13 protein-coding genes and 1 riboswitch are annotated in these 18,236 nt (G+C 72.5%); of the genes, 10 read left to right on the forward strand and 3 right to left on the reverse strand.

The window, feature by feature from the left end:
• Positions 1-10: 10 nt before the first annotated feature.
• Both GD748_RS05295 and GD748_RS05300 read left to right on the forward strand, forming a co-directional pair.
• Positions 11-1,333, forward strand: coding sequence for an ATP-binding protein (locus GD748_RS05295; RefSeq protein ID WP_152194083.1), 1,323 nt, complete (start codon positions 11-13; stop codon positions 1,331-1,333).
• Positions 1,330-3,372, forward strand: a complete 2,043-nt coding sequence (locus GD748_RS05300) for a CocE/NonD family hydrolase (protein WP_152194084.1) — start codon at positions 1,330-1,332, stop codon at positions 3,370-3,372. The genes GD748_RS05295 and GD748_RS05300 overlap by 4 nt, the downstream gene beginning before the upstream one ends.
• A 140-nt stretch (positions 3,373-3,512) precedes the next feature.
• Here the strand turns inward: GD748_RS05300 and GD748_RS05305 are convergent, their stop codons facing one another.
• On the reverse strand, positions 3,513-3,860 hold the full coding sequence (locus tag GD748_RS05305) for a GntR family transcriptional regulator (RefSeq protein ID WP_193312820.1): 348 nt from the start codon (positions 3,858-3,860) through the stop codon (positions 3,513-3,515).
• A 794-nt stretch (positions 3,861-4,654) separates the two neighbouring features.
• Here GD748_RS05305 and GD748_RS05310 point away from each other — a divergent pair.
• Positions 4,655-4,894 (forward strand): DUF2249 domain-containing protein, encoded by a 240-nt coding sequence (locus GD748_RS05310; RefSeq protein ID WP_152194086.1) that lies wholly within the window; start codon positions 4,655-4,657, stop codon positions 4,892-4,894.
• 279 nt (positions 4,895-5,173) lie between these two features.
• Here the strand turns inward: GD748_RS05310 and GD748_RS05315 are convergent, their stop codons facing one another.
• Positions 5,174-5,725: a cob(I)yrinic acid a,c-diamide adenosyltransferase gene (locus tag GD748_RS05315; RefSeq protein ID WP_152194087.1), complete on the reverse strand. Its 552-nt coding sequence runs from the start codon at positions 5,723-5,725 to the stop codon at positions 5,174-5,176.
• Between the two features lie 50 nt (positions 5,726-5,775).
• Positions 5,776-5,898, forward strand: a riboswitch (cobalamin riboswitch).
• A 102-nt stretch (positions 5,899-6,000) separates the two neighbouring features.
• Between GD748_RS05315 and GD748_RS05320 the strand changes: the two genes are divergently transcribed.
• The 6 genes from GD748_RS05320 (at position 6,001) to GD748_RS05345 (ending at position 14,541) form a co-directional block, all read left to right on the forward strand.
• Entirely contained in the window at positions 6,001-6,759 is a 759-nt protein-coding gene (locus GD748_RS05320) for a hypothetical protein (RefSeq protein ID WP_152194088.1), read from the forward strand.
• A 7-nt stretch (positions 6,760-6,766) separates the two neighbouring features.
• Positions 6,767-7,921, forward strand: a complete 1,155-nt coding sequence (locus GD748_RS05325) for a CbiQ family ECF transporter T component (RefSeq protein ID WP_152194089.1) — start codon at positions 6,767-6,769, stop codon at positions 7,919-7,921.
• Positions 7,918-9,564 (forward strand): ABC transporter ATP-binding protein, encoded by a 1,647-nt coding sequence (locus tag GD748_RS05330; protein ID WP_152194090.1) that lies wholly within the window; start codon positions 7,918-7,920, stop codon positions 9,562-9,564. The genes GD748_RS05325 and GD748_RS05330 overlap by 4 nt, the downstream gene beginning before the upstream one ends.
• A gap of 140 nt (positions 9,565-9,704) precedes the next feature.
• Positions 9,705-10,466 carry an ECF transporter S component gene (locus tag GD748_RS05335; RefSeq protein WP_152194091.1) on the forward strand — a complete coding sequence of 254 codons (762 nt, stop codon included), beginning with the start codon at positions 9,705-9,707 and terminating at the stop codon, positions 10,464-10,466.
• 31 nt (positions 10,467-10,497) lie between these two features.
• Complete coding sequence (locus GD748_RS05340) at positions 10,498-12,861, forward strand: ATP-binding protein (RefSeq protein WP_152194092.1); 2,364 nt, start codon at positions 10,498-10,500, stop codon at positions 12,859-12,861.
• Positions 12,862-13,146: 285 nt separating this feature from the next.
• A complete protein-coding gene (locus GD748_RS05345) occupies positions 13,147-14,541 on the forward strand; it encodes an FAD-binding oxidoreductase (protein WP_152194093.1) in 1,395 nt (464 codons plus the stop codon).
• A 4-nt stretch (positions 14,542-14,545) separates the two neighbouring features.
• Here the strand turns inward: GD748_RS05345 and GD748_RS05350 are convergent, their stop codons facing one another.
• Positions 14,546-14,758 carry a hypothetical protein gene (locus tag GD748_RS05350; RefSeq protein WP_152194094.1) on the reverse strand — a complete coding sequence of 71 codons (213 nt, stop codon included), beginning with the start codon at positions 14,756-14,758 and terminating at the stop codon, positions 14,546-14,548.
• 311 nt (positions 14,759-15,069) lie between these two features.
• Between GD748_RS05350 and GD748_RS05355 the strand changes: the two genes are divergently transcribed.
• Positions 15,070-18,222, forward strand: a complete 3,153-nt coding sequence (locus GD748_RS05355) for a vitamin B12-dependent ribonucleotide reductase (protein WP_152194095.1) — start codon at positions 15,070-15,072, stop codon at positions 18,220-18,222.
• The last annotated feature ends 14 nt before the right edge of the window (positions 18,223-18,236 follow it).

Raw genomic sequence — 18,236 nt, forward strand, 5'->3', positions numbered from 1 at the left:
AGGAGCCGCCATGGCCAAGCACGTGTTCGTCCTGGGACTGACCGACCTGCAGCGCGAGGAGCTCGAGACCGTCCGCGGAGCCGAGAACTACAGCTTCCACGGGCTGCTCGACTACGACACGCTCGTGGCCGACACCGACTTCGACCTCGAGGATCTGCTCGACCGGGCTCGCGCCGAGCTCGACGCCTTCGACGGCAGCGTCGATGCCATCGTCTGCCACTGGGACTTCCCGAGCTCGGTGCTCGGGCCGGTCCTCTCGGCCGAACGGGGCCTGCCCGCGCCGTCGCTGACCAGCATCCTCAAGTCGGAGCACAAGTACTGGAGCCGGCTGGAGCAGCGTGCTTCGGTTCCCGAGGTGGTGCCCAAGTTCGCCTGCTTCGACCCGTTCGCCGAGGACCCGCTGAGCCAGGTGGACCTGGACTTCCCGTTCTGGGTCAAACCGGTGAAGGCGCACTCGTCGAACCTGGGCTTCGAGATCCACGACGCGGCCGAGTTCGCCGACGCGCTGGAGCAGATCCGCGCCGAGATCACCGACATCGGCGACCCCTTCGACCAGGCGCTCGCCCGGGTGGACCTGCCGCAGGAGATCCGCGACGCCGGCGGGAACAGCTGCCTCGCCGAGCAGGTCGTCACCGGCATCCAGGCCGCGCCCGAGGGCACCGTCTTCAACGGCGAGTACCGCGTCCACGGTCTGTTCGACATGCACAAGGACGAGGCCGGCCACAGCATCACCCGGCTCGACTACCCGGCCGACAGCGTCCCGGAGGAGGTCCAGCAGCGGATGATCGACGTCGCCGGCCGCTACCTCGAGCACATCGGGTACGACAATGGCTGCTTCAACGCCGAGTACATGTGGGAACCGGAGACCGACAAGCTCTGGCTGATCGAGGTCAACACCCGTATCTCGCAGTCGCACAGCGACCTGTTCGCCAAGGTCGACGGCGCGTCAAACCACGAGGTCGCCATCGACATCGCGCTCGGGCAGCCGCCGCGCATGCCGTACCGCGAGGGCCGCTACGGCGTCGCCTCGAAGTGCGCGATCTTCCACGACGAGGACGGCATCGTGACGTCGGTGCCCTCGGACGCGGACAAGGCAGCCGTTCGGGAACTCTTGCCCCACGCCGTCGTGACCCTCGTGGTGCACCCCGGTGACCGGCTCTCCGAGCTGCCGCACCAGGACAGCTACCGGTACATCCTCGGCAACATCTATCTGGGCGGGGCGGACCGCGACGACCTCGTGACGCGGTACGAGCAGGCCCTGACCCTGCTGCCGTTCGAGTTCGAGCCGGTCGACCAGGCCGTGGGAGTCGGCGCCGCACAGGAGGGCACATGAGAACCGTCACCGACCTGCCGCACGAGATCGAGGTCGTCGAGAACGTCTTCATCCCCACTCGGGACGGCCAGCAGGTGGCGGCGCGCCTGTGGCTGCCGGTCGACGCCGAGCAGCACCCCGTCCCGGCGGTGCTCGAGTACATCCCGTACCGCAAGCGGGACAGCACGCGCGGCCGGGACGCGATGAACCACCCGTACATCGCCGGGCACGGCTACGCCTGCATCCGCGTTGACCTGCGCGGCAGCGGTGACTCCGACGGCGTGATGGTCGACGAGTACCGCCCCCAGGAGCACGAGGACGCCGAGGACGTCATCGCCTGGCTCGCCGAGCAGTCCTGGTGCGACGGCAACGTCGGGATGATGGGCATCTCGTGGGGCGGCTTCAACAGCCTGCAGGTCGCCGCCCGGCGCCCGCCCGCGCTCAAGGCAATCGTCTCCGCCTCGGCCACCGAGGACCTGTACGTCGACAACATGCACTACATGGGCGGGTGCCTGCTCGCGGACAACCTCTCCGAGGCGACCGTCATGCTGGCCTTCAACAGCCTGCCGCCGGACCCCGCGATCGTCGGGGACCGGTGGCGCGAGATGTGGCACGAGCGGCTGGCCGGCAGCGGCCTCTGGCTCGAGACGTGGCTGACGCACCAGCGGCGCGACGACTACTGGAAGCCCGCGTCCGTGTGCGAGAACTACTCCGACGTGCAGTGCCCCGTGATGGCCGTCGGCGGCTGGGCGGACGGGTACACCAACGCCATCTTCCGCCTGATGGAGCACCTCGAGGTGCCGCGCAAGGGCCTGATCGGCCCGTGGGGCCACAAGTACCCCCACCTGGGCGTGCCCGGTCCGGCGATCGGGTTCCTCCAGGAGGTGGTGCGGTGGTGGGACCACTGGCTCAAGGGCAAGGACACCGGACTGATGGACGAGCCCATGGTGCGCGCCTGGATGCAGGACCCCGTCCCGCCGTCGGCCGCCTACCAGGACCGACCCGGCCGCTGGGTGGGGGAGGACTCCTGGCCCTCGCCGCACGTCGAGCACCGCGACCTGACGCTGAGCCGTGCCGGCCTGGTGGAGCAGCCCCACGACGACCTGCCCTCGCACGCGCTCGAGCTCCAGTCGCCGCTGAGCGTGGGGATGTTCGCGGGCAAGTGGGCCTCGTACGCCGCCGTGCCGGACCTGCCCTACGACCAGCGCGAGGAGGACGGCGGCGCGCTCGTCTTCGAGGGTGAGCCGCTGACCGAGGCCCTCGAGCTCTTCGGGCTGCCGACGCTCAGCGTCGAGGTCTCCGCGGACAAGCCCGTGGCGCAGCTGGCCGTGCGCCTGTCCGACGTCGCCCCCAACGGGGAGGCCACCCGGGTCACCTACGGTGTGCTGAACCTGACGCACCGCGACGGCAGTGCGGACCCGCAGCCCCTTGAGCCTGGCAAGCGGTACCGCGTGGAGGTCCAGCTCAACGGCATGGCCCACTCTTTCTGGCCCGGCCACCGGCTGCGCCTGTCCGTCTCCACCTCGTACTGGCCGCTGATCTGGCCCGCGCCGGAGGCGGCCACCGTCACCGTCCACACCGGTACGGGGGTGCTGCGGCTGCCGGTCCGTCCCCCGCGGCCCGAGGAGGACGACGCGCTGCGGCCGTTCGGTGAGCCGGAGGCTGCGGAGGAGCTCGAGATCACCCAGCTGGAGACCGGCGAGCACCACTGGCGGGTGACCCGTGACCTGGCCACCGACGTCTCCACCCTGGAGGTCGCCAACGACCAGGGAGCCTTCCGGATCGACGAGACCGGCACGACCATCCGGCGCAGCACCGACGAGTGGTACAGCTTCCGGTGGAACGATGTGAACTCCGTGCGCGGCGAGACCCGCACCGTCCGGCGCTTCGAGCGGGAGGACTGGCGGGTGGAGATCACCACCCGGACCGTGCTCACGTCGACGCCCACGGACTTCCTCATCAACGCTCAGCTCGACGCGTACGAGCTCGACGCGCAGCAGGGTGACCCGCGGGTGTACTCCCAGAACTGGCAGCGGAGCATCCCGCGCGACCTCGTGTAGACCGGGACGGCCGCCGTCGATCTGGCCTCGCCGGTTGTGGGTGCGGTCAGCCGACCAGGGCGCGACGCACCGGTGTCAGGCGACCTCGTGTCGCGCGGGACGGCCGGCGTCGATTGGGTCTCGCCGGTTGAGCGGGTGCGTCAGACGCCCAGGGCGCGACGCACCAGGGTCAGGGCGTAGGAAGGGTCCAGGCCGAGCGCGCGGACCGTCTCGGCATAGGTTCGGGCCGCGGCCTTGGCGGCATGGTCGCCGTCGGCGTCGGCCACGAAGGTGCCCGCCCGGCCGCGTCCGTCCAGCAGCCCGTCCTGCTCGAGCTCGCGGTAGGCGCGCGCCACAGTGTTCGGGGCGATCCCCAGGTCGTCGGCCAGCCGGCGTACCGTCGGGAGCCGGTCGCCCGCCCCGAGCTTGCCACCGGCCACCTGCTCGGTGATCTGGGTCCGCAGCTGCTCGTAGGGCGGCACCGACGAGGCCGGGTCGAGACGCAGCATCAGAGGCCCGTCCGGCCGTCGGGCAGAGCAGCGCCTTCGCGTGCGGATCGACAGGTGTGCGGCCCATCGGCATGTGTGGCCAGGATGGCGGGAGGGACGACCGGCCCAAGTGGGACGTGCCGTGGCGACAGCGTCGAGGAGCGCACGTCATCCACCCTCTTCCATTCGATGTGCTGAGACAAGCTGCGGCGACCCTCGGGTCTATCAGGACGGGCCCCGACGGTGGGGAATACCCGGCAGCGTATCGGCGCTGCATCTTATGACACGGCTGAACCGTGTTCCTTTCGTGCCCAAGGGCGTGCTCGGAGAGCAACCTGCAACTTGGACAAGGAGGCGATATGCGCGACTTCATCGCTTGGATCAGCGAGACGATCGGTCGGTATGACATGGTCGACCGCGATCCGCTCTTCATCGTCTAGAACCGAACCTACAGGCCCCGCCAACCGTATTGCTTGGCGGGGCCCTCGCACGTCCGGCGAACTTCTCGTAACGTTGGTGGCCCTCTCCCGTGTCCGGGGACCCCTTCGTGCTGCCGGCGGGAGCGCTCGCCTGGGATCCTTCGCGCACGTCTGCCTGAGAACGCGCGGGGGCATCGCCGTCGACAGTCCGACTTCCTGCGCCTCCCTACGGCCAGAGCGCCGCCCGATCCAGAGTGCCGCCAGAGCCAGAGTGTCGCCAGAGTGACGAACCAAGCAGCCAGAGACCAAGGTCCCAGGGGTCGAGGTGTGACGCGGATACGTTTTCCACGACCGCACCCGTCAAAAATGGTGACCCGACAGCCGCAGGAGGCAACCATGGCCAGCACCGACGTCGAGCTCGACGTGCGCGAGGAGGCCCCCAAGGACCGCCACTCACTCATCTTCTCCACGTTCGCCGCGCTCGAGCCCGGCACCGCGTTCGTCCTGGTCAACGACCACGACCCGAAGCCGCTGCGGTACCAGCTCGAGGCGGAGAACGCCGGCGAGTTCACGTGGGAGTACCTCGAGGAGGGCCCGGATGTCTGGCGGGTGCGCATCGGGCGTACCGCGGCCTGACGTACCGGGCACGGTCGGGCGGACGGCGGTCTGGCTCACCGGGCACGGTCGGGCACACCGGTCACGGCCGGGCGGACGGCGGCCGGGCTCACCCGGTACGGTCGGCCTGGTCCACCGGGCTCGGCCGGGCGGATCGGTGAGGATTCGGTGCAGATAGCGCACCGATTCCTCACCGTTGCTCGTGGCCCGCCTGCTACTTGTGGCCGAGGGCAGTTCCACTCGTCTGGGCCGGCCTGTTGCTCGTGGCCGAGGGCAGCTCTGCTCATCCGGGCCGGCCTGCTACTCGTGACTGGGCAGCTCCTCGACCTCGCCGGCGGCGTGCCGGGCGAGCACGAACAACAGGTCCGATACCCGGTTGAGGTAGGTCAACGCCTCCTCGCTCACCGGGTGGCCCGCCTGGCGTGCCGCCACGACGTGCCGCTCGGCCCGGCGCACCACCGTGCGCGCATGGTCGATCGCCGCCCCCGTGGGCGTGGCCCCGGGGACGACGAACACCGGGCGCAGCGGACGCTCTGCGACGAGCTGGTCGATGAGCTCCTCCAGACCGGCGACCATCTCGGGCGTCACCCGGGACACACCGTCCCGTAGCCGTCGGCGCCGCTCGGGGTTCGTGGCCAGGTCCGCTCCGACCACGAAGAGCTCGCGCTGCAGCCGCAGGAGAAGGTCGGCGTGCTCCTCGTCCGGGCAGCCGGCGCGGGCGACACCGAGCAGGGCGACTGTCTCGTCGACGTCCCCGTAGCCGTCGACGAGGAGGTCACCCTTGGAGACCCGTCCGCCGAAGAACAGCCCGGTGGTGCCGTCGTCGCCGGTCTTCGTGTAGATCCTGGTCATCCAGGAAGCATGGCACCCCCGCACCCGGCGGGGGATGATGAGAACAGAAAACTGAAAGTAGACGTCCTGCCCCAGGGGAAGCCGGTCGAAGTCCGGCGCTGACCCGCAACCGTAGGTCGTCGGTCACCCACCGACGGCGAGCCGGGATGCCTGGCCAGGACTCCAGGCTCCATCCGTCGAGGTCTGCGGACGAGCCCGCACTCGTCGTGCCGTCGACCTGGGGTCGCGGGCTGCCGGGTCCGGGCCTGCTCGCAGGCTCACCCGAAAGGCATCGCATGAGCATCCGCACCCGGTTGAGGCGTTCCGCGCTCACCGCCGTCCTCGTCCTCCCCCTCGGCGGCGCGCTGCCGGCCGCAGCGACGCCGGCTGTTCCCGACGGCGCATGCGTCGGCTCCTCCGGGGTGACGGTCGTCGTCGACAGCACCGATCTCGGTGGTGACGTCGAGGTGGGGTGCGCGGAGGGCGACCCGGCCACCGGGCGTCAGGCCCTGGAGGCCGCGGGCTTCGAGCCGACCGACTCGATCCCGGGGATGATCTGCGCGATCGACGCCCTGCCGGACCCGTGCCCCGAGGAGTTCCAGGGCAGCTACTGGGCGTACTTCGGTGCCGAGCCAGGCGAGGAGTGGGCCGCGCAGACCGCCGGGGCGGACGCGGTCGACCCGGACCCGGGCAGCTTCGAGGGGTGGCGCTACAACGACGGGACGGCCGGCCCGGGGATCACGACGGCGCAGCTCGCCGGGGCAGCGACCGCCACGGCCGCCCCCGAGCAACCGGCGGACGACGAGGTCGCCTCCGATTCGCCCGCTCCGGGCGACCAGACCGGGGGAGCGCCTCCGGCAGCCGAATCCACCGACACCACCGACACCGCCGACACCGACGACGCCGACGGTGCCGACGATGCTGCCGACTCCGACGGTGCAGCGACCGAGGGTGACGGGCAGTCGGTGGACGCCGCCACGATCGCGTCGATCGCCGTCGTGGTCGTCGTTCTCGGTGTGATCGCCGCCGTGACCTTGCGACGCCGACAGGGCTGAACCCACGATGACGACGCACGCCGCGACTTCGGTGGGAGTGCCCGCCGAGGTCGGGCGTGCCCGCGGGCCGCGACGCACGCGCGGACGTTCTGATGGTCGGAGGCAGCCGGTCGGCACCGTCCACCCCCTCGCCTGGTGGGCGTGGGCGCTCGGCGTCGCGGTCGCCCTGACCCGCACCACGAACCCGCTGGTGGTGGCCGGCCTGCTGGGCGCCGTCGTGCTCGTCGTCCTCGCCCGGCGCGGCGACACTCCGTGGGCACGCGCCTTCGGTGCCTACCTGGTGCTGGGCGTGGTCGTCGTACTGGTGCGCGTCGGCTTCTACGTGCTCGTGGGGCTCGACGACGCGAGCCCCGTGGTCGTGCACCTGCCCGCCGTCGCGCTGCCGGAGTGGGTGGCCAGCGTGGAGCTCCTCGGCCCCGTCCACGCCGCCGGGCTGCTCGGCGCCGCCTACGGCGGTCTGCGGCTCGCCGCCCTGATCGTGTGCTTCGGTGCCGCCAACGCGCTGGCCAACCCGAAGCGGGCGCTGCGCAGCCTGCCCGCGTCCCTCCATCACCTCGGTACCGCCGTCGTCATCGCCGTCACCGTCACCCCGCAGCTGGTCGGCGCGGTGCGCCGGGTGCGGCGGGCCCAGCGGCTGCGCGGGCTGGACGCGCGCGGTCCCCGGGCCGCCGTCGCCCGGCTGGTCCCCGTGCTGCAGGACGCGCTGGACCACGCGCTCGTCCTGGCCGCGTCGATGGACTCACGCGGGTACGCCCGCAGCGCCCGGCCCGGCGGCGACCCGTGGGTCGGGGCCGCGCTCGTGGTGGCGCTGCTCGCCGGGCTGCTCGGCACCTACGGCCTCCTCGACGCCACCACGCCGGGCTGGCTGGGACCCGCCCTGCTCGGCCTCGGGGCGCTCGCCGCCGTCGCCGCCTCGTTGGTCGCCGGGCGCCGGGTCCACCGCACGCGCTATCGGCCCGATCCGTGGCGGCGCCACGAGACCGCGCTGGCGGCGTGCGGGGTTCTCGCCGCGGTCTGCACGGCGGCCGCCGCCGCGCTCGACCCCGTCGGCATGTCGGACGCGCTGAGCCCGTTGCGCTGGCCGGAGCTGCCTCCGCTCGGCGTCGTCGCGACGCTGCTCGCCGTCGTTCCCGCAGTCCTCGGCCCGGGGAGAGCCCGATGATCCGCTTCGAGAACCTCTCGGTCACCTACGCGGGGGCACGGGCGCCGACCCTGCGCGACGTCACCGCCGAGGTCGACGAGGGTGAGCTGTGCCTGGTGGTCGGTCCCACCGGCTCGGGCAAGTCCACCCTGCTCGGCGCGGCGTGCGCGCGGGTCCCGCACTTCAGCGGCGGGACGCTCGCCGGGCGCGTGGTCGTCGCCGGCCGGGACACCCGCGACCACCTGCCCCGAGACCTCGCCGACGTCGTCGGGGTGGTCGGTCAGGACCCGCTCGCCGGGTTCGTCACCGACTCCGTCGAGGAGGAGCTGGCCTTCGGCATGGAGCAGCTCGGCGTGGCCCCTGCGCTCATGCGCAAGCGCGTCGAGGAGGTCCTCGACCTGCTCGGCCTCGCCGCCCTGCGCGGCCGGCCGCTCGCCGACCTCTCCGGTGGCGAGCAGCAGCGCGTCGCCATCGGGGCGGTGCTCACCGCCCAGCCGCGCGTCCTGGTCCTGGACGAGCCCACCTCTGCCCTCGACCCGGCCGCCGCCGAGGACGTCCTCGCCGCCCTCGCCCGCCTCGTCCACGACCTCGGCGTCACCGTCCTCGTGGCCGAGCACCGCCTCGAGCGGGTGGTGCAGTTCGCCGACACGGTGATCGCCCTCGACGACGCCGGCCACGCCACGGCCGGGCCGCCCGCGCAGGTCCTGGCCACCTCCGCCGTCGCCCCGCCCGTCGTCGAGCTCGGCCGACTGGCCGGCTGGGACCCGCTCCCGCTCTCGGTGCGCGACGCGCGTCGCGTCGCCGGCCCTCTGCGGGAACGGCTCACGACGGCGGAGCAGATCGCCGTCCCCGAACGTGCGCCGGTCGGGCCGGCCGTGCACCCTCAGCCGGCTCTCACCGCCCGCCGGCTCGACGTCCGCCACGGCGATGTCCACGCCGTGCGCGCCGTCGACCTGACTCTGCGCGCCGGCGAGGTGGTGGCGCTCATGGGGCGTAACGGGTCGGGCAAGTCCTCGCTGCTCTGGGCGGTGCAGGGCCAGGGCCCGCGCAGCGGCGGGACCGTGCAGCTGGCCGACGGCGCGGACCCGGCCGGCATGCGGGCGGCCGTGGCGCGCCGGCACGTCGCCCTCGTGCCGCAGACGCCGGCGGACCTGCTCTATCTGCCGACCGTCGACGAGGAGTGCTCCGCCGGCGACGAGCAGGCCGGCGTCCCGCCCGGGACCACGCGTGGTCTGCTCGACCTCCTCGCGCCGGGTACCGGCGTCGACCACCACCCGCGTGACCTCTCCGAGGGGCAGCGCCTCGCGCTCGCGCTCGCGGTCCAGCTGGCGGCCGACCCGCCGGTGCTGCTCCTGGACGAACCGACCCGAGGTCTCGACTACACCGCCAAGGCCGGCCTCGCCGAGCTGCTGGCCCGTCTGCGCAGCCGAGGTCGCACCGTCCTGCTGGCCAGCCACGACGTCGAGTTCGTCGCCCGGTGCGCCGGCCGGGTGGTGCTCCTCGCCGACGGGGACGTGGTGGCCGACGCCGACGCCGCGACGGTCCTGCGCGACTCGGCCACCTTCGCGCCGCAGGTCGCCAAGATCCTGCGCCCGCTGCCGCTGCTCACCGTGGCGGACGTCCGGCGCGCGCTCGAGCCGGTCGGGACCGGAGGCGCGTCGTGACGTCCGGCGGCCGTCCACGGCGCGGCCGCGCTGCGACCGGTCGGTCGTACGTGGCAGACCGGTGGCGCGGCCGCGTCGCACCGTCGACGGCGGCCCCTCTCGCCGGCAGGTCCGCACGAGCGATCCCGGTAGGACGCCGCATGGCCGCCGCCCTGGTGCTGGCGTCCGCGCTCGGCGTCCTCGCCTTCGCATGGCCGCTGCTCGTCGACCCGGGCGCGGTGCTCGCCGACGGGACGGACGCGCCGCTCGTGCTGGCCCTGGTGCTCGGCGCGGCGCTGACGGTGCTGCTGGTCGGCCTCGGCGACGGCGGTCTCGACGTCAAGGCCGTCGCGGTGCTGGGACTCCTCTCCGCCGTCGGGGCGGTGCTGCGCCCGGTCGCCGCCGGCACCGGCGGCGTGGAGACCGTGTTCCTCGTGATCGTCCTCGGCGGTCGGGTCCTGGGACCTGGCTTCGGCTTCGTGCTCGGGACGACGACCCTGTTCGCCTCGGCGATGCTCACCGGCGGCGTCGGGCCGTGGCTGCCCTTCCAGATGCTCGGGGCGGCGTGGGTCGGGCTCGGCGCGGGACTGCTGCCCCGGCGCGTGCGCGGCTGGCCGGAGGTCGTCCTCCTCGCGCTCTACGGCGTGGTGGCCGCCTTCGTCTACGGCTGGGCGATGAACCTCTCCTTCTGGCCGTTCCAGCTCGGTGCGGGCACCGGCCTGTCGTACGTGCCCGGCGACCCAATGGCGGAGAACCTGCGCCGGTTCGTCCTGTACTCGGTCGCGACCTCCCTCGGCTGGGACATCGGCCGGGCCGTGACGACGGCCGCCGGCATCCTGGTCCTGGGCAGACCGGTGCTCGCCACGCTGCGGCGGGCGGCGGTGCGCGCGGCCTTCGTCGCGGCGCCGCAGAAGGACCAGTGACGCCGACCCGCACCCCGGCTACGGTGGAACCGTGGACGCGCGGACCGTGGTCCACGACCTCGTCGGCCGCGAGACCGAGCTCGCCGAGGCGCGCGATCTCCTCCAGGGCCCGGTCAGGCTCCTGACCCTCACCGGGCCACCCGGCGTGGGCAAGACGCGCCTGGCGAACGCCGTGATGGCCGCAGTCGCGCCCGGCCTGGCCGACGGGGCGGTCTTCGCCGACCTCACCCCGGCGCGCGACCGGCACGGCGCGCTGGGCGAGATCGCCAGAGTTGTCGGCGTCAGCGCGGACGTGGGTCGGCGGACCGGTCAGCGCGTCCACCACGCGCTGCTCGAGCGCGAGCTCCTGCTGGTGCTCGACAACGCCGAGCAGGTGGTCGGGCTCGCTGACGAGCTCACCTCGATCCTCCAGGACTGCCCGCGTGTGCGGCTGCTGGTCACCAGCCGCGAGCGGATGCACCTGAGCGAGGAGCGCGAGCTGCCCGTCGAGCCGCTCGCCCTGCCGGTCGTCGACGCCGCCACGACGGCCGAGATCGAGTCGGCCCCCTCGGTCGCGATGTTCGCCACCGCCGCGCGGGCCGCGTGGCCCGGGTTCCGTGTGACGGACGGCAACGCCGCCGCCGTCGCCGAGATCTGCGTCCGGCTCGACGGACTCCCGCTCGCCCTCATCCTCGCCGCCGCCAGGGTCAGGATGTTCAGCCCCGCAGACATCGCCGCTCGGATTCGCGACCGCACGGCGATCCTCCGGGCTACCAGCCGCGACGTGCCCGAACGGCACCGCAGCCTCCGCGCGGCGATCTCGTGGAGCGAGGCCGTGCTCGGCGCGGACGAGCGCCGCCTGTTCCGCCGTCTCTCGGTATTCGAGGGGGCGTGGACGCTCCGTGCGGCCGAGGGGGTCACCGCCGAGCCCGGGCAGGACGTGGCTCGCACCCTGGAGTCGCTGGTCGACAAGAGCCTCGTGCAGCGCGTCGCGGCCCCTGGTGCGGAGGCGACCTTCGCGCTGCTCGCGAGCCTGCGCGAGTACGCCGCGGAGCAGCTCGAGGCATGCGACGAGGCAGCGCTCCTCGCCGAGAGGCACGCCGCGTACTGCATCGACGTCGCCCGTCGGGTCGAGACCTCGATCGGGACGGCGCGGGAGGGCGTCTACTGGAGCTGGACCACCCGGCACGAGGGCGACCTGACCCGCAGCCTGAGCAGGTGCCTCGCGACCGGACGGCACGAGGGTGCGCTGGTGCTCGCCACGGCTCTCGGGTGGACCTGGTACACACGCGGGCACCTCGGTGAAGCGGACAAGGTCCTCGATCGCGTGCTGACGGCCGCGGACGGAGCCGAGGTCGCGGACGACAACGACGTCCCCGACGTGCCCGACGACTCCGACGTCCCGGACGGCGTCGGACGGCTGCACCCCGAGGTCCTCGCGGCCGCCCGGATCATCGCCGGCGTCATCGCGTGGGGACGGGACGACCTCGAGCGCGCCGATGCGCTGCTGGAGCCGGCCCGAGCCGACTGCGCGAGACGCGACGACGCGCGCCGGCTGGCGATGGCCTGCGCGTTCCTCGGGCACGTCGCGCGCGACAGCGGCCGGCTCGACGACGCCCGCAGCCGGCACGAAGAGGCGGCGCACCTCTTCGACGGCGTCGGCAGCGCGCGCGGAGCGGCGTGGGCACGGTTCGACCTCGGCCGGGTCGCCTGGCGCCGCGGCGACCTCGACGCGGCGGGCGAGCTCTTCCGGGTCGCGCTGCGCGGGTTCCGGGACGACGGGTACCGCTGGGCGGTGGCGTGGTGCGCCTGGGCACTGGGGAACGTCGATGTCGAGGTGGGTCACCCCGACGACGGCGCCGGACTGCTGCTGCTCGCGCTCACCGAGTTCGACGCGACGTCCGACCTGCGCGGGGTCGCCTCCGCGTGCGAGGCCCTCGCCGTGGTGGCGACGGCGCGCGACCGGCACGCCGACGCCATGCAGCTGGTCGGGGTCGCGACCGGTCTGCGGCTCCGGATCGACGTTCCGCTCACCGCCGACGACGCGGCCCGGGTCGACCGGGTGGACGGCGCGGCCCGGCGCTCGCTGGGTGACTACGTCGCTGATCGCGAGCGCGAGTCCGGGCGACGCCTCTCCGTGGCCGCGGCGATCCACGTGGCGCAGCGGCTGATCACACCGGCGGCGGGACCGTCGGCCGGTCCGGACATCACCCAGCTCACGCCCCGCGAACGGGAGGTCGTCCGGCTCGTCGCCCAGGGGTGCACCAACCAGCAGATCGGCCGGCGGCTCGACATCACGCCTCGGACCGCCGAGACCCACCTGCACCACATCATGGGCAAGCTCGACGTGCGCAGCCGGTCGGAGGTGGCCGTCTGGGCGACCCGGCACAGCCTCTCCACGGCCTCGCCGGCGTGAGGCGACAATCCCGCACAACGGCACGCCCCTCTCCGCCGGCTTGTCTTCCCGAGGTGCCGCCGTACTACGTGCCGCACATCCGCAGTGCTTCTCCGCGGGCTTGTCTTGCCGAGGTGCCACCGCGCCGCGTGCCGCACGTCCGCAGTGCATCTCCGCCGTCGCCGGCCGCGGCAGATCGAGCACACGGGCGGCGCCAGGTGGCGGGGTGGTGCCCGTACGTGGTTCTCCGGATACCGGCGGCACCCGGGCCGGACGTAGAACGGTGGGACGAGCGAGGAGGCTCCCATGACAACGACACTTCCCACCACCACTGTCCGCACCGAGCTGAAGGACTTCAGCGGTGAGCTCATCGGGCCCGACGATCCCGGGTACGACGACGCCCGCCGCGTCTACAACGCCTCGATCGACCGCAGGCCCGCGCTTGTCGCCCGACCGCGTGGCCCGGCGGACGTCGCGCGCGCCGTCGCGTTCGCCCGGGCGCACGATCTGCCCGTCGCCGTGCGCGGAGGCGGCCACAACGGCGCCGGCCTCGGCACCGTCGACGACGGCGTCGTCATCGACCTGCGCCATCTGCGAGAGGTCGAGGTCGACGCCGCGGCCCGCACGGCCACGGTCGGCGGCGGCGCCACGTGGGGCGAGGTCGACCGGGCCACCAGCGCGTTCGGGCTCGCGACGCCGTCCGGCATCATCTCGACGACGGGGGTCGGCGGCCTCACCCTCGGGGGCGGCATCGGCCACCTCACCCGCCGGTGCGGGCTGGCGATCGACAACCTGCTCTCCGCCGACCTGGTCCTCGCGGACGGTCGTCAGGTCACGGCCAGCTCCACCGAGAACCCAGACCTCTTCTGGGCGATCCGCGGCGGGGGCGGGAACTTCGGCATCGTCACGAGGTTCGTGTTCCGCCTGCACGAGCTGAGCACCGTCGTCGCGGGGCCGGTGTTCTGGCCGGTCGAGCAGACCGCAGAGGTGCTCGCCGTGTACCGGGACCTCCTGCCGGCCGCGCCGCGTGAACTCAACGGGTTCTTCCTGGTCGGCGCGGTGCCGCCGGCGCCACCGTTCCCCGAGGAGCTCCATCTACGCACCGTCTGCGGCGTGCTCTTCTGCTGGACCGGAGAGGACGAGGCGGCTGCGGAGGCCGCCGTCGCCCCGTTCCTCGACGCCACCCCGCCGCCTCTGCTCAAGGCGCTCGCGCCGATGCCGCACCCGGTGATGCAGAGCATGTTCGACGGGCTCTACCCCACGGGTGACCAGTGGTACTGGCGCGCCGACTTCGTCACCGAGATCCCGGACGAGGCGCTCGAGATCCACGCCAGGTTCGGTGCCGCGCTGCCGACGTGGAAGTCCACGATGCACCTCTACCCGGTCGACGGCGCCGCCCACGACGTCGGGCCGAGCGAGACGGCGTGGAACTACCGCGAGGCGCGGTGGGGTGCCGTGTTCGCCGGGGTCGACGCGGACCCCGCGAACCTCGAGCGGATCAGGCAGTGGTCGATCGACTACTTCGAGGCGCTGCACCCGTACTCGGCCGGCGGGGCGTACGTGAACATGATGATGGACGAGGGGGAGGAGCGCGTGCGTGCCAGCTATCGCGACAACTACGGCCGGCTCGCGTCGGTCAAGACGGTGTACGACCCCGAGAACACGTTCCGGGTGAACCAGAACATCCGGCCCGCCACCTGACATCTCAGTCGCCCGACGGCGGCGGCTCATAGACAACGGGGAAGATCACCTGCGACGGCACAGTGATCTTCCCCGTTGTGTCGCGCGCGTCAGCGCGGCGGTCGCCACCCGGCACGGGATGTTCGGCCGCGATACGCGGCAGCACCTCCCCGGCGTGCCGGGCCTTGTCCTGAGCAGTGACGCACGCGCCCTCACGGCACTGCGCCTCCCACGGCATGTCACCTGGCAGCTACCGCTTGCGGCATCCCGCCGCACAGGGGCGCGCCAGGCGCGCCTACTCCCGACGCCACGTCCGCCACGCCACGCGGCAGCCACCGCTCGCAGCATCCCGACGCAGCAAAGGCGCCCCCGCGCCAGACGCCTCGCTCGACACGCCACGCCTCATGCTGGATCACGTGCCGACCACTACATATGGTGGTTGTGGCAAACATCGGACACCACATGTTGTGATGACAGGTCGTCAGAACAGGTTCACAATTGGTACGAAAGCCCCGTACCGACGCTGATGGCCAAGGCGAAGGAGCGACCATGTCCGTCACCCCGGCGAGCAGGAAGACCGGCACGACCCGAACCACCAAGCGACGCGGACTGAGCGTCCCGCGCGTGTTCTCCACCGCCGGGGCGCACCCCTACGACGAGGTCGCGTGGGAGCGCCGCGACGTCGTGCAGACCAACTGGAAGACCGGCGAGACCGTGTTCGAGCAGCACGGTGTTGAGTTCCCGACCTCCTGGTCGCTCAACGCCGCGACGATCGTGACGACCAAGTACTTCCGCGGCGCCGTCGGCACCGAGGCCCGCGAGACCAGCCTGCGGCAGATCATCGACCGCGTGGTCGGCACCTACACCGCCGCCGGCCGCGAGAACGGCTACTTCGCCACCGAGGCGGACGCCGAGGTCTTCTCCGACGAGCTCACGTGGCTCCTGCTGCACCAGGTCTTCGCCTTCAACTCCCCGGTCTGGTTCAACGTCGGCACCGCCTCGCCGCAGCAGGTCTCCGCCTGCTTCATCCTGTCGGTGGACGACACCATGGGCTCGATCCTCAACTGGTACCGCGAGGAGGGGCTGATCTTCAAGGGCGGCTCCGGTGCCGGCCTGAACCTCTCGCGGATCCGCTCCTCCAAGGAGCTGCTCTCCTCCGGCGGGAACGCGTCCGGCCCGATCTCGTTCATGCGCGGCGCCGACGCCTCCGCGGGAACCATCAAGTCCGGCGGTGCCACCCGACGTGCGGCCAAGATGGTCGTCCTCGACGTCGACCACCCGGACATCGAGGAGTTCGTCGAGACGAAGGCCCGCGAGGAGGACAAGATCCGCGCGCTGCGGGAGGCCGGCTTCGACATGGACCTCGGCGGCAAGGACATCGTCTCCGTCCAGTACCAGAACGCCAACAACTCCGTGCGGGTCAGCGACGCGTTCATGCGCGCCGTCGAGGAGGGTGCCGGCTTCGACCTCAAGGCGCGGCAGGACGGCCGGGTCGTCGAGACGGTCGACGCGAAGGGGCTCTTCCGCAAGATCGCCACGGCCGCGTGGGAGTGCGCTGACCCCGGCCTGCAGTACGACGACACGATCAACGACTGGCACACCTCGCCGGAGTCGGGCCGGATCACCGCGTCGAACCCCTGCAGCGAGTACCTGCACCTGGACAACTCCTCGTGCAACCTGTCCTCGATCAACCTCCTGACGTTCCTCCGCGAGGACGGCACCTTCGACGTCGAGCGCTTCGTCGCCGTGGTGGAGCTCGTCATCACCGCGATGGACATCTCGATCTGCTTCGCCGACTTCCCGACCGACGCGATCGCCGAGACCACCCGCGCCTACCGCCAGCTCGGCATCGGCTACGCCAACCTCGGCGCCCTCCTGATGGCCACCGGGCACGGCTACGACTCCGACGGCGGCCGCGCACTGGCCGCGTCGATCACGTCCCTCATGACAGCGACGGCGTACCGGCGCTCCGCCGAGCTCGCCAGGGCTCTCGGCGCGTACGACGGCTACGCCCGCAACGCCGCCGCTCATCAGCGGGTCATGCGCAAGCACGCCGCCGCGAACGACGACCTGCGGACGGTCGGCACCATGGACGCCGCCGTCCACGCCGCCGCGACCGAGCAGTGGCTGGCAGGGAACCGGCTGGGGGAGCGGGACGGGTGGCGCAACGCCCAGGCGTCGCTGCTGGCGCCCACCGGCACCATCGGCTTCATGATGGACTGCGACACCACCGGCATCGAGCCCGACTTCTCGCTGGTGAAGTTCAAGAAGCTCGTCGGCGGCGGTTCGATGCAGATCGTCAACCAGACCATCCCGCGGGCGCTGCGCCGGCTCGGCTACGCGGAGGAGACGGTCGAGGCGATCGTCGAGCACATCGCCGAGCACGGCCACGTGGTCGACGCGCCGGGGCTGCGCACCGAGCACTACGAGGTGTTCGACACCGCCATGGGTCGGCGGTCGATCGCCCCGATGGGCCACGTCAAGATGATGGCCGCCGTCCAGCCGTTCCTCTCCGGGGCGATCTCGAAGACGGTGAACCTGCCCGAGTCCGCCACGGTCGAGGACATCGAGAGGGTGTACTTCGACGGCTGGAAGATGGGCCTGAAGGCGCTCGCCGTCTACCGCGACAACTGCAAGGTGGGGCAGCCACTCTCCGACGCCAGGGCCAAGCCTGCGGCCGGGGAGTCGGCCGGGGCTGCTGCTGACACCGTTGCTGCCGATGCCGCCGGGACCGCCGTAGGCGCCGCAGCCGGGGAGGCCCCAGCCGGGGGCGCGGCGGGCGTGGCGGCAGCGCCGGTGGCCGACGTCCCGTACCGGGCCGTGCGCAAGCGGCTGCCGAAGCAGCGCCCCTCCGTGACGACGTCCTTCACGGTCGGCGGGGCCGAGGGATACATGACCGCCGGGTCCTACCCCGACGACGGTCTGGGCGAGGTGTTCCTGCGGCTGGGGAAGCAGGGGTCGACGCTCGCGGGCGTGATGGACGCGTTCTCCATCGCCGTGTCCATCGGCCTCCAGCACGGCGTCCCGCTGGAGATCTTCGTGCAGAAGTTCACCAACCTGCGCTTCGAGCCGGCCGGCATGACCGACGACCCGGACGTGCGCATCGCGCAGTCGATCATGGACTACATCTTCCGGCGGCTGGCGCTGGACCACCTGCCGTTCGACGTGCGCTCGGAGATGGGCATCTTCACCACGACCGAGCGCAACCGTTACGCCGAGACAGGCTCCTACGCGCCGGCGGAGGTGGACCTCGTCGACCTCAACGAGCCGGCCGCCGACGGGGCGCCCGGTGGCGCGACGGTCGGTCAGGCGGACGCGGTGCCCGGGTCCGCCGTCGGGCAGCCGGCGACGACGGAGGCAGCGGCGGGGGACGCGCCGGCGACGACGGCGGGGGCAGCGGCGGGGGACGGGCGGACTACGACGGCGGACGGGCGGACGACGACGGCGGGGGCAGCGGCGGCGACGTCAGGTGACGCGGCGACGACGGCACCGACGGCGACCACATCACCGACCGGTGCCACCCGCGGGTCGGCCCCACGCTCCGCGGGCAGGTCGGCGCCACGCTCCTCGGCGGAGCTCCTCGAGCTCCAGCAGGGCCAGACGGCCGACGCGCCGCTGTGCATGTCGTGCGGGATCAAGATGCGCCCGTCCGGCACCTGCTACGTCTGCGAAGGCTGCGGCTCGACCTCCGGCTGCAGCTGAGGACGGGTCTTCTC

The organism is Georgenia subflava (assembly GCF_009193155.1).
Classification (GTDB): domain Bacteria; phylum Actinomycetota; class Actinomycetes; order Actinomycetales; family Actinomycetaceae; genus Georgenia; species Georgenia subflava.

What these genes read in the sequence shown, in the direction of transcription:
- GD748_RS05295 (WP_152194083.1), top strand. Translation starts at nt 11, where the DNA reads ATGGCCAAGCACGTGTTCGTCCTGGGACTGACCGACCTGCAGCGCGAG.
- GD748_RS05300 (WP_152194084.1), top strand. Translation starts at nt 1,330, where the DNA reads ATGAGAACCGTCACCGACCTGCCGCACGAGATCGAGGTCGTCGAGAAC.
- GD748_RS05305 (WP_193312820.1), bottom strand. Translation starts at nt 3,860, where the DNA reads ATGCTGCGTCTCGACCCGGCCTCGTCGGTGCCGCCCTACGAGCAGCTG.
- GD748_RS05310 (WP_152194086.1), top strand. Translation starts at nt 4,655, where the DNA reads ATGGCCAGCACCGACGTCGAGCTCGACGTGCGCGAGGAGGCCCCCAAG.
- GD748_RS05315 (WP_152194087.1), bottom strand. Translation starts at nt 5,725, where the DNA reads ATGACCAGGATCTACACGAAGACCGGCGACGACGGCACCACCGGGCTG.
- GD748_RS05320 (WP_152194088.1), top strand. Translation starts at nt 6,001, where the DNA reads ATGAGCATCCGCACCCGGTTGAGGCGTTCCGCGCTCACCGCCGTCCTC.
- GD748_RS05325 (WP_152194089.1), top strand. Translation starts at nt 6,767, where the DNA reads ATGACGACGCACGCCGCGACTTCGGTGGGAGTGCCCGCCGAGGTCGGG.
- GD748_RS05330 (WP_152194090.1), top strand. Translation starts at nt 7,918, where the DNA reads ATGATCCGCTTCGAGAACCTCTCGGTCACCTACGCGGGGGCACGGGCG.
- GD748_RS05335 (WP_152194091.1), top strand. Translation starts at nt 9,705, where the DNA reads ATGGCCGCCGCCCTGGTGCTGGCGTCCGCGCTCGGCGTCCTCGCCTTC.
- GD748_RS05345 (WP_152194093.1), top strand. Translation starts at nt 13,147, where the DNA reads ATGACAACGACACTTCCCACCACCACTGTCCGCACCGAGCTGAAGGAC.
- GD748_RS05350 (WP_152194094.1), bottom strand. Translation starts at nt 14,758, where the DNA reads ATGCCGTGGGAGGCGCAGTGCCGTGAGGGCGCGTGCGTCACTGCTCAG.
- GD748_RS05355 (WP_152194095.1), top strand. Translation starts at nt 15,070, where the DNA reads ATGTCCGTCACCCCGGCGAGCAGGAAGACCGGCACGACCCGAACCACC.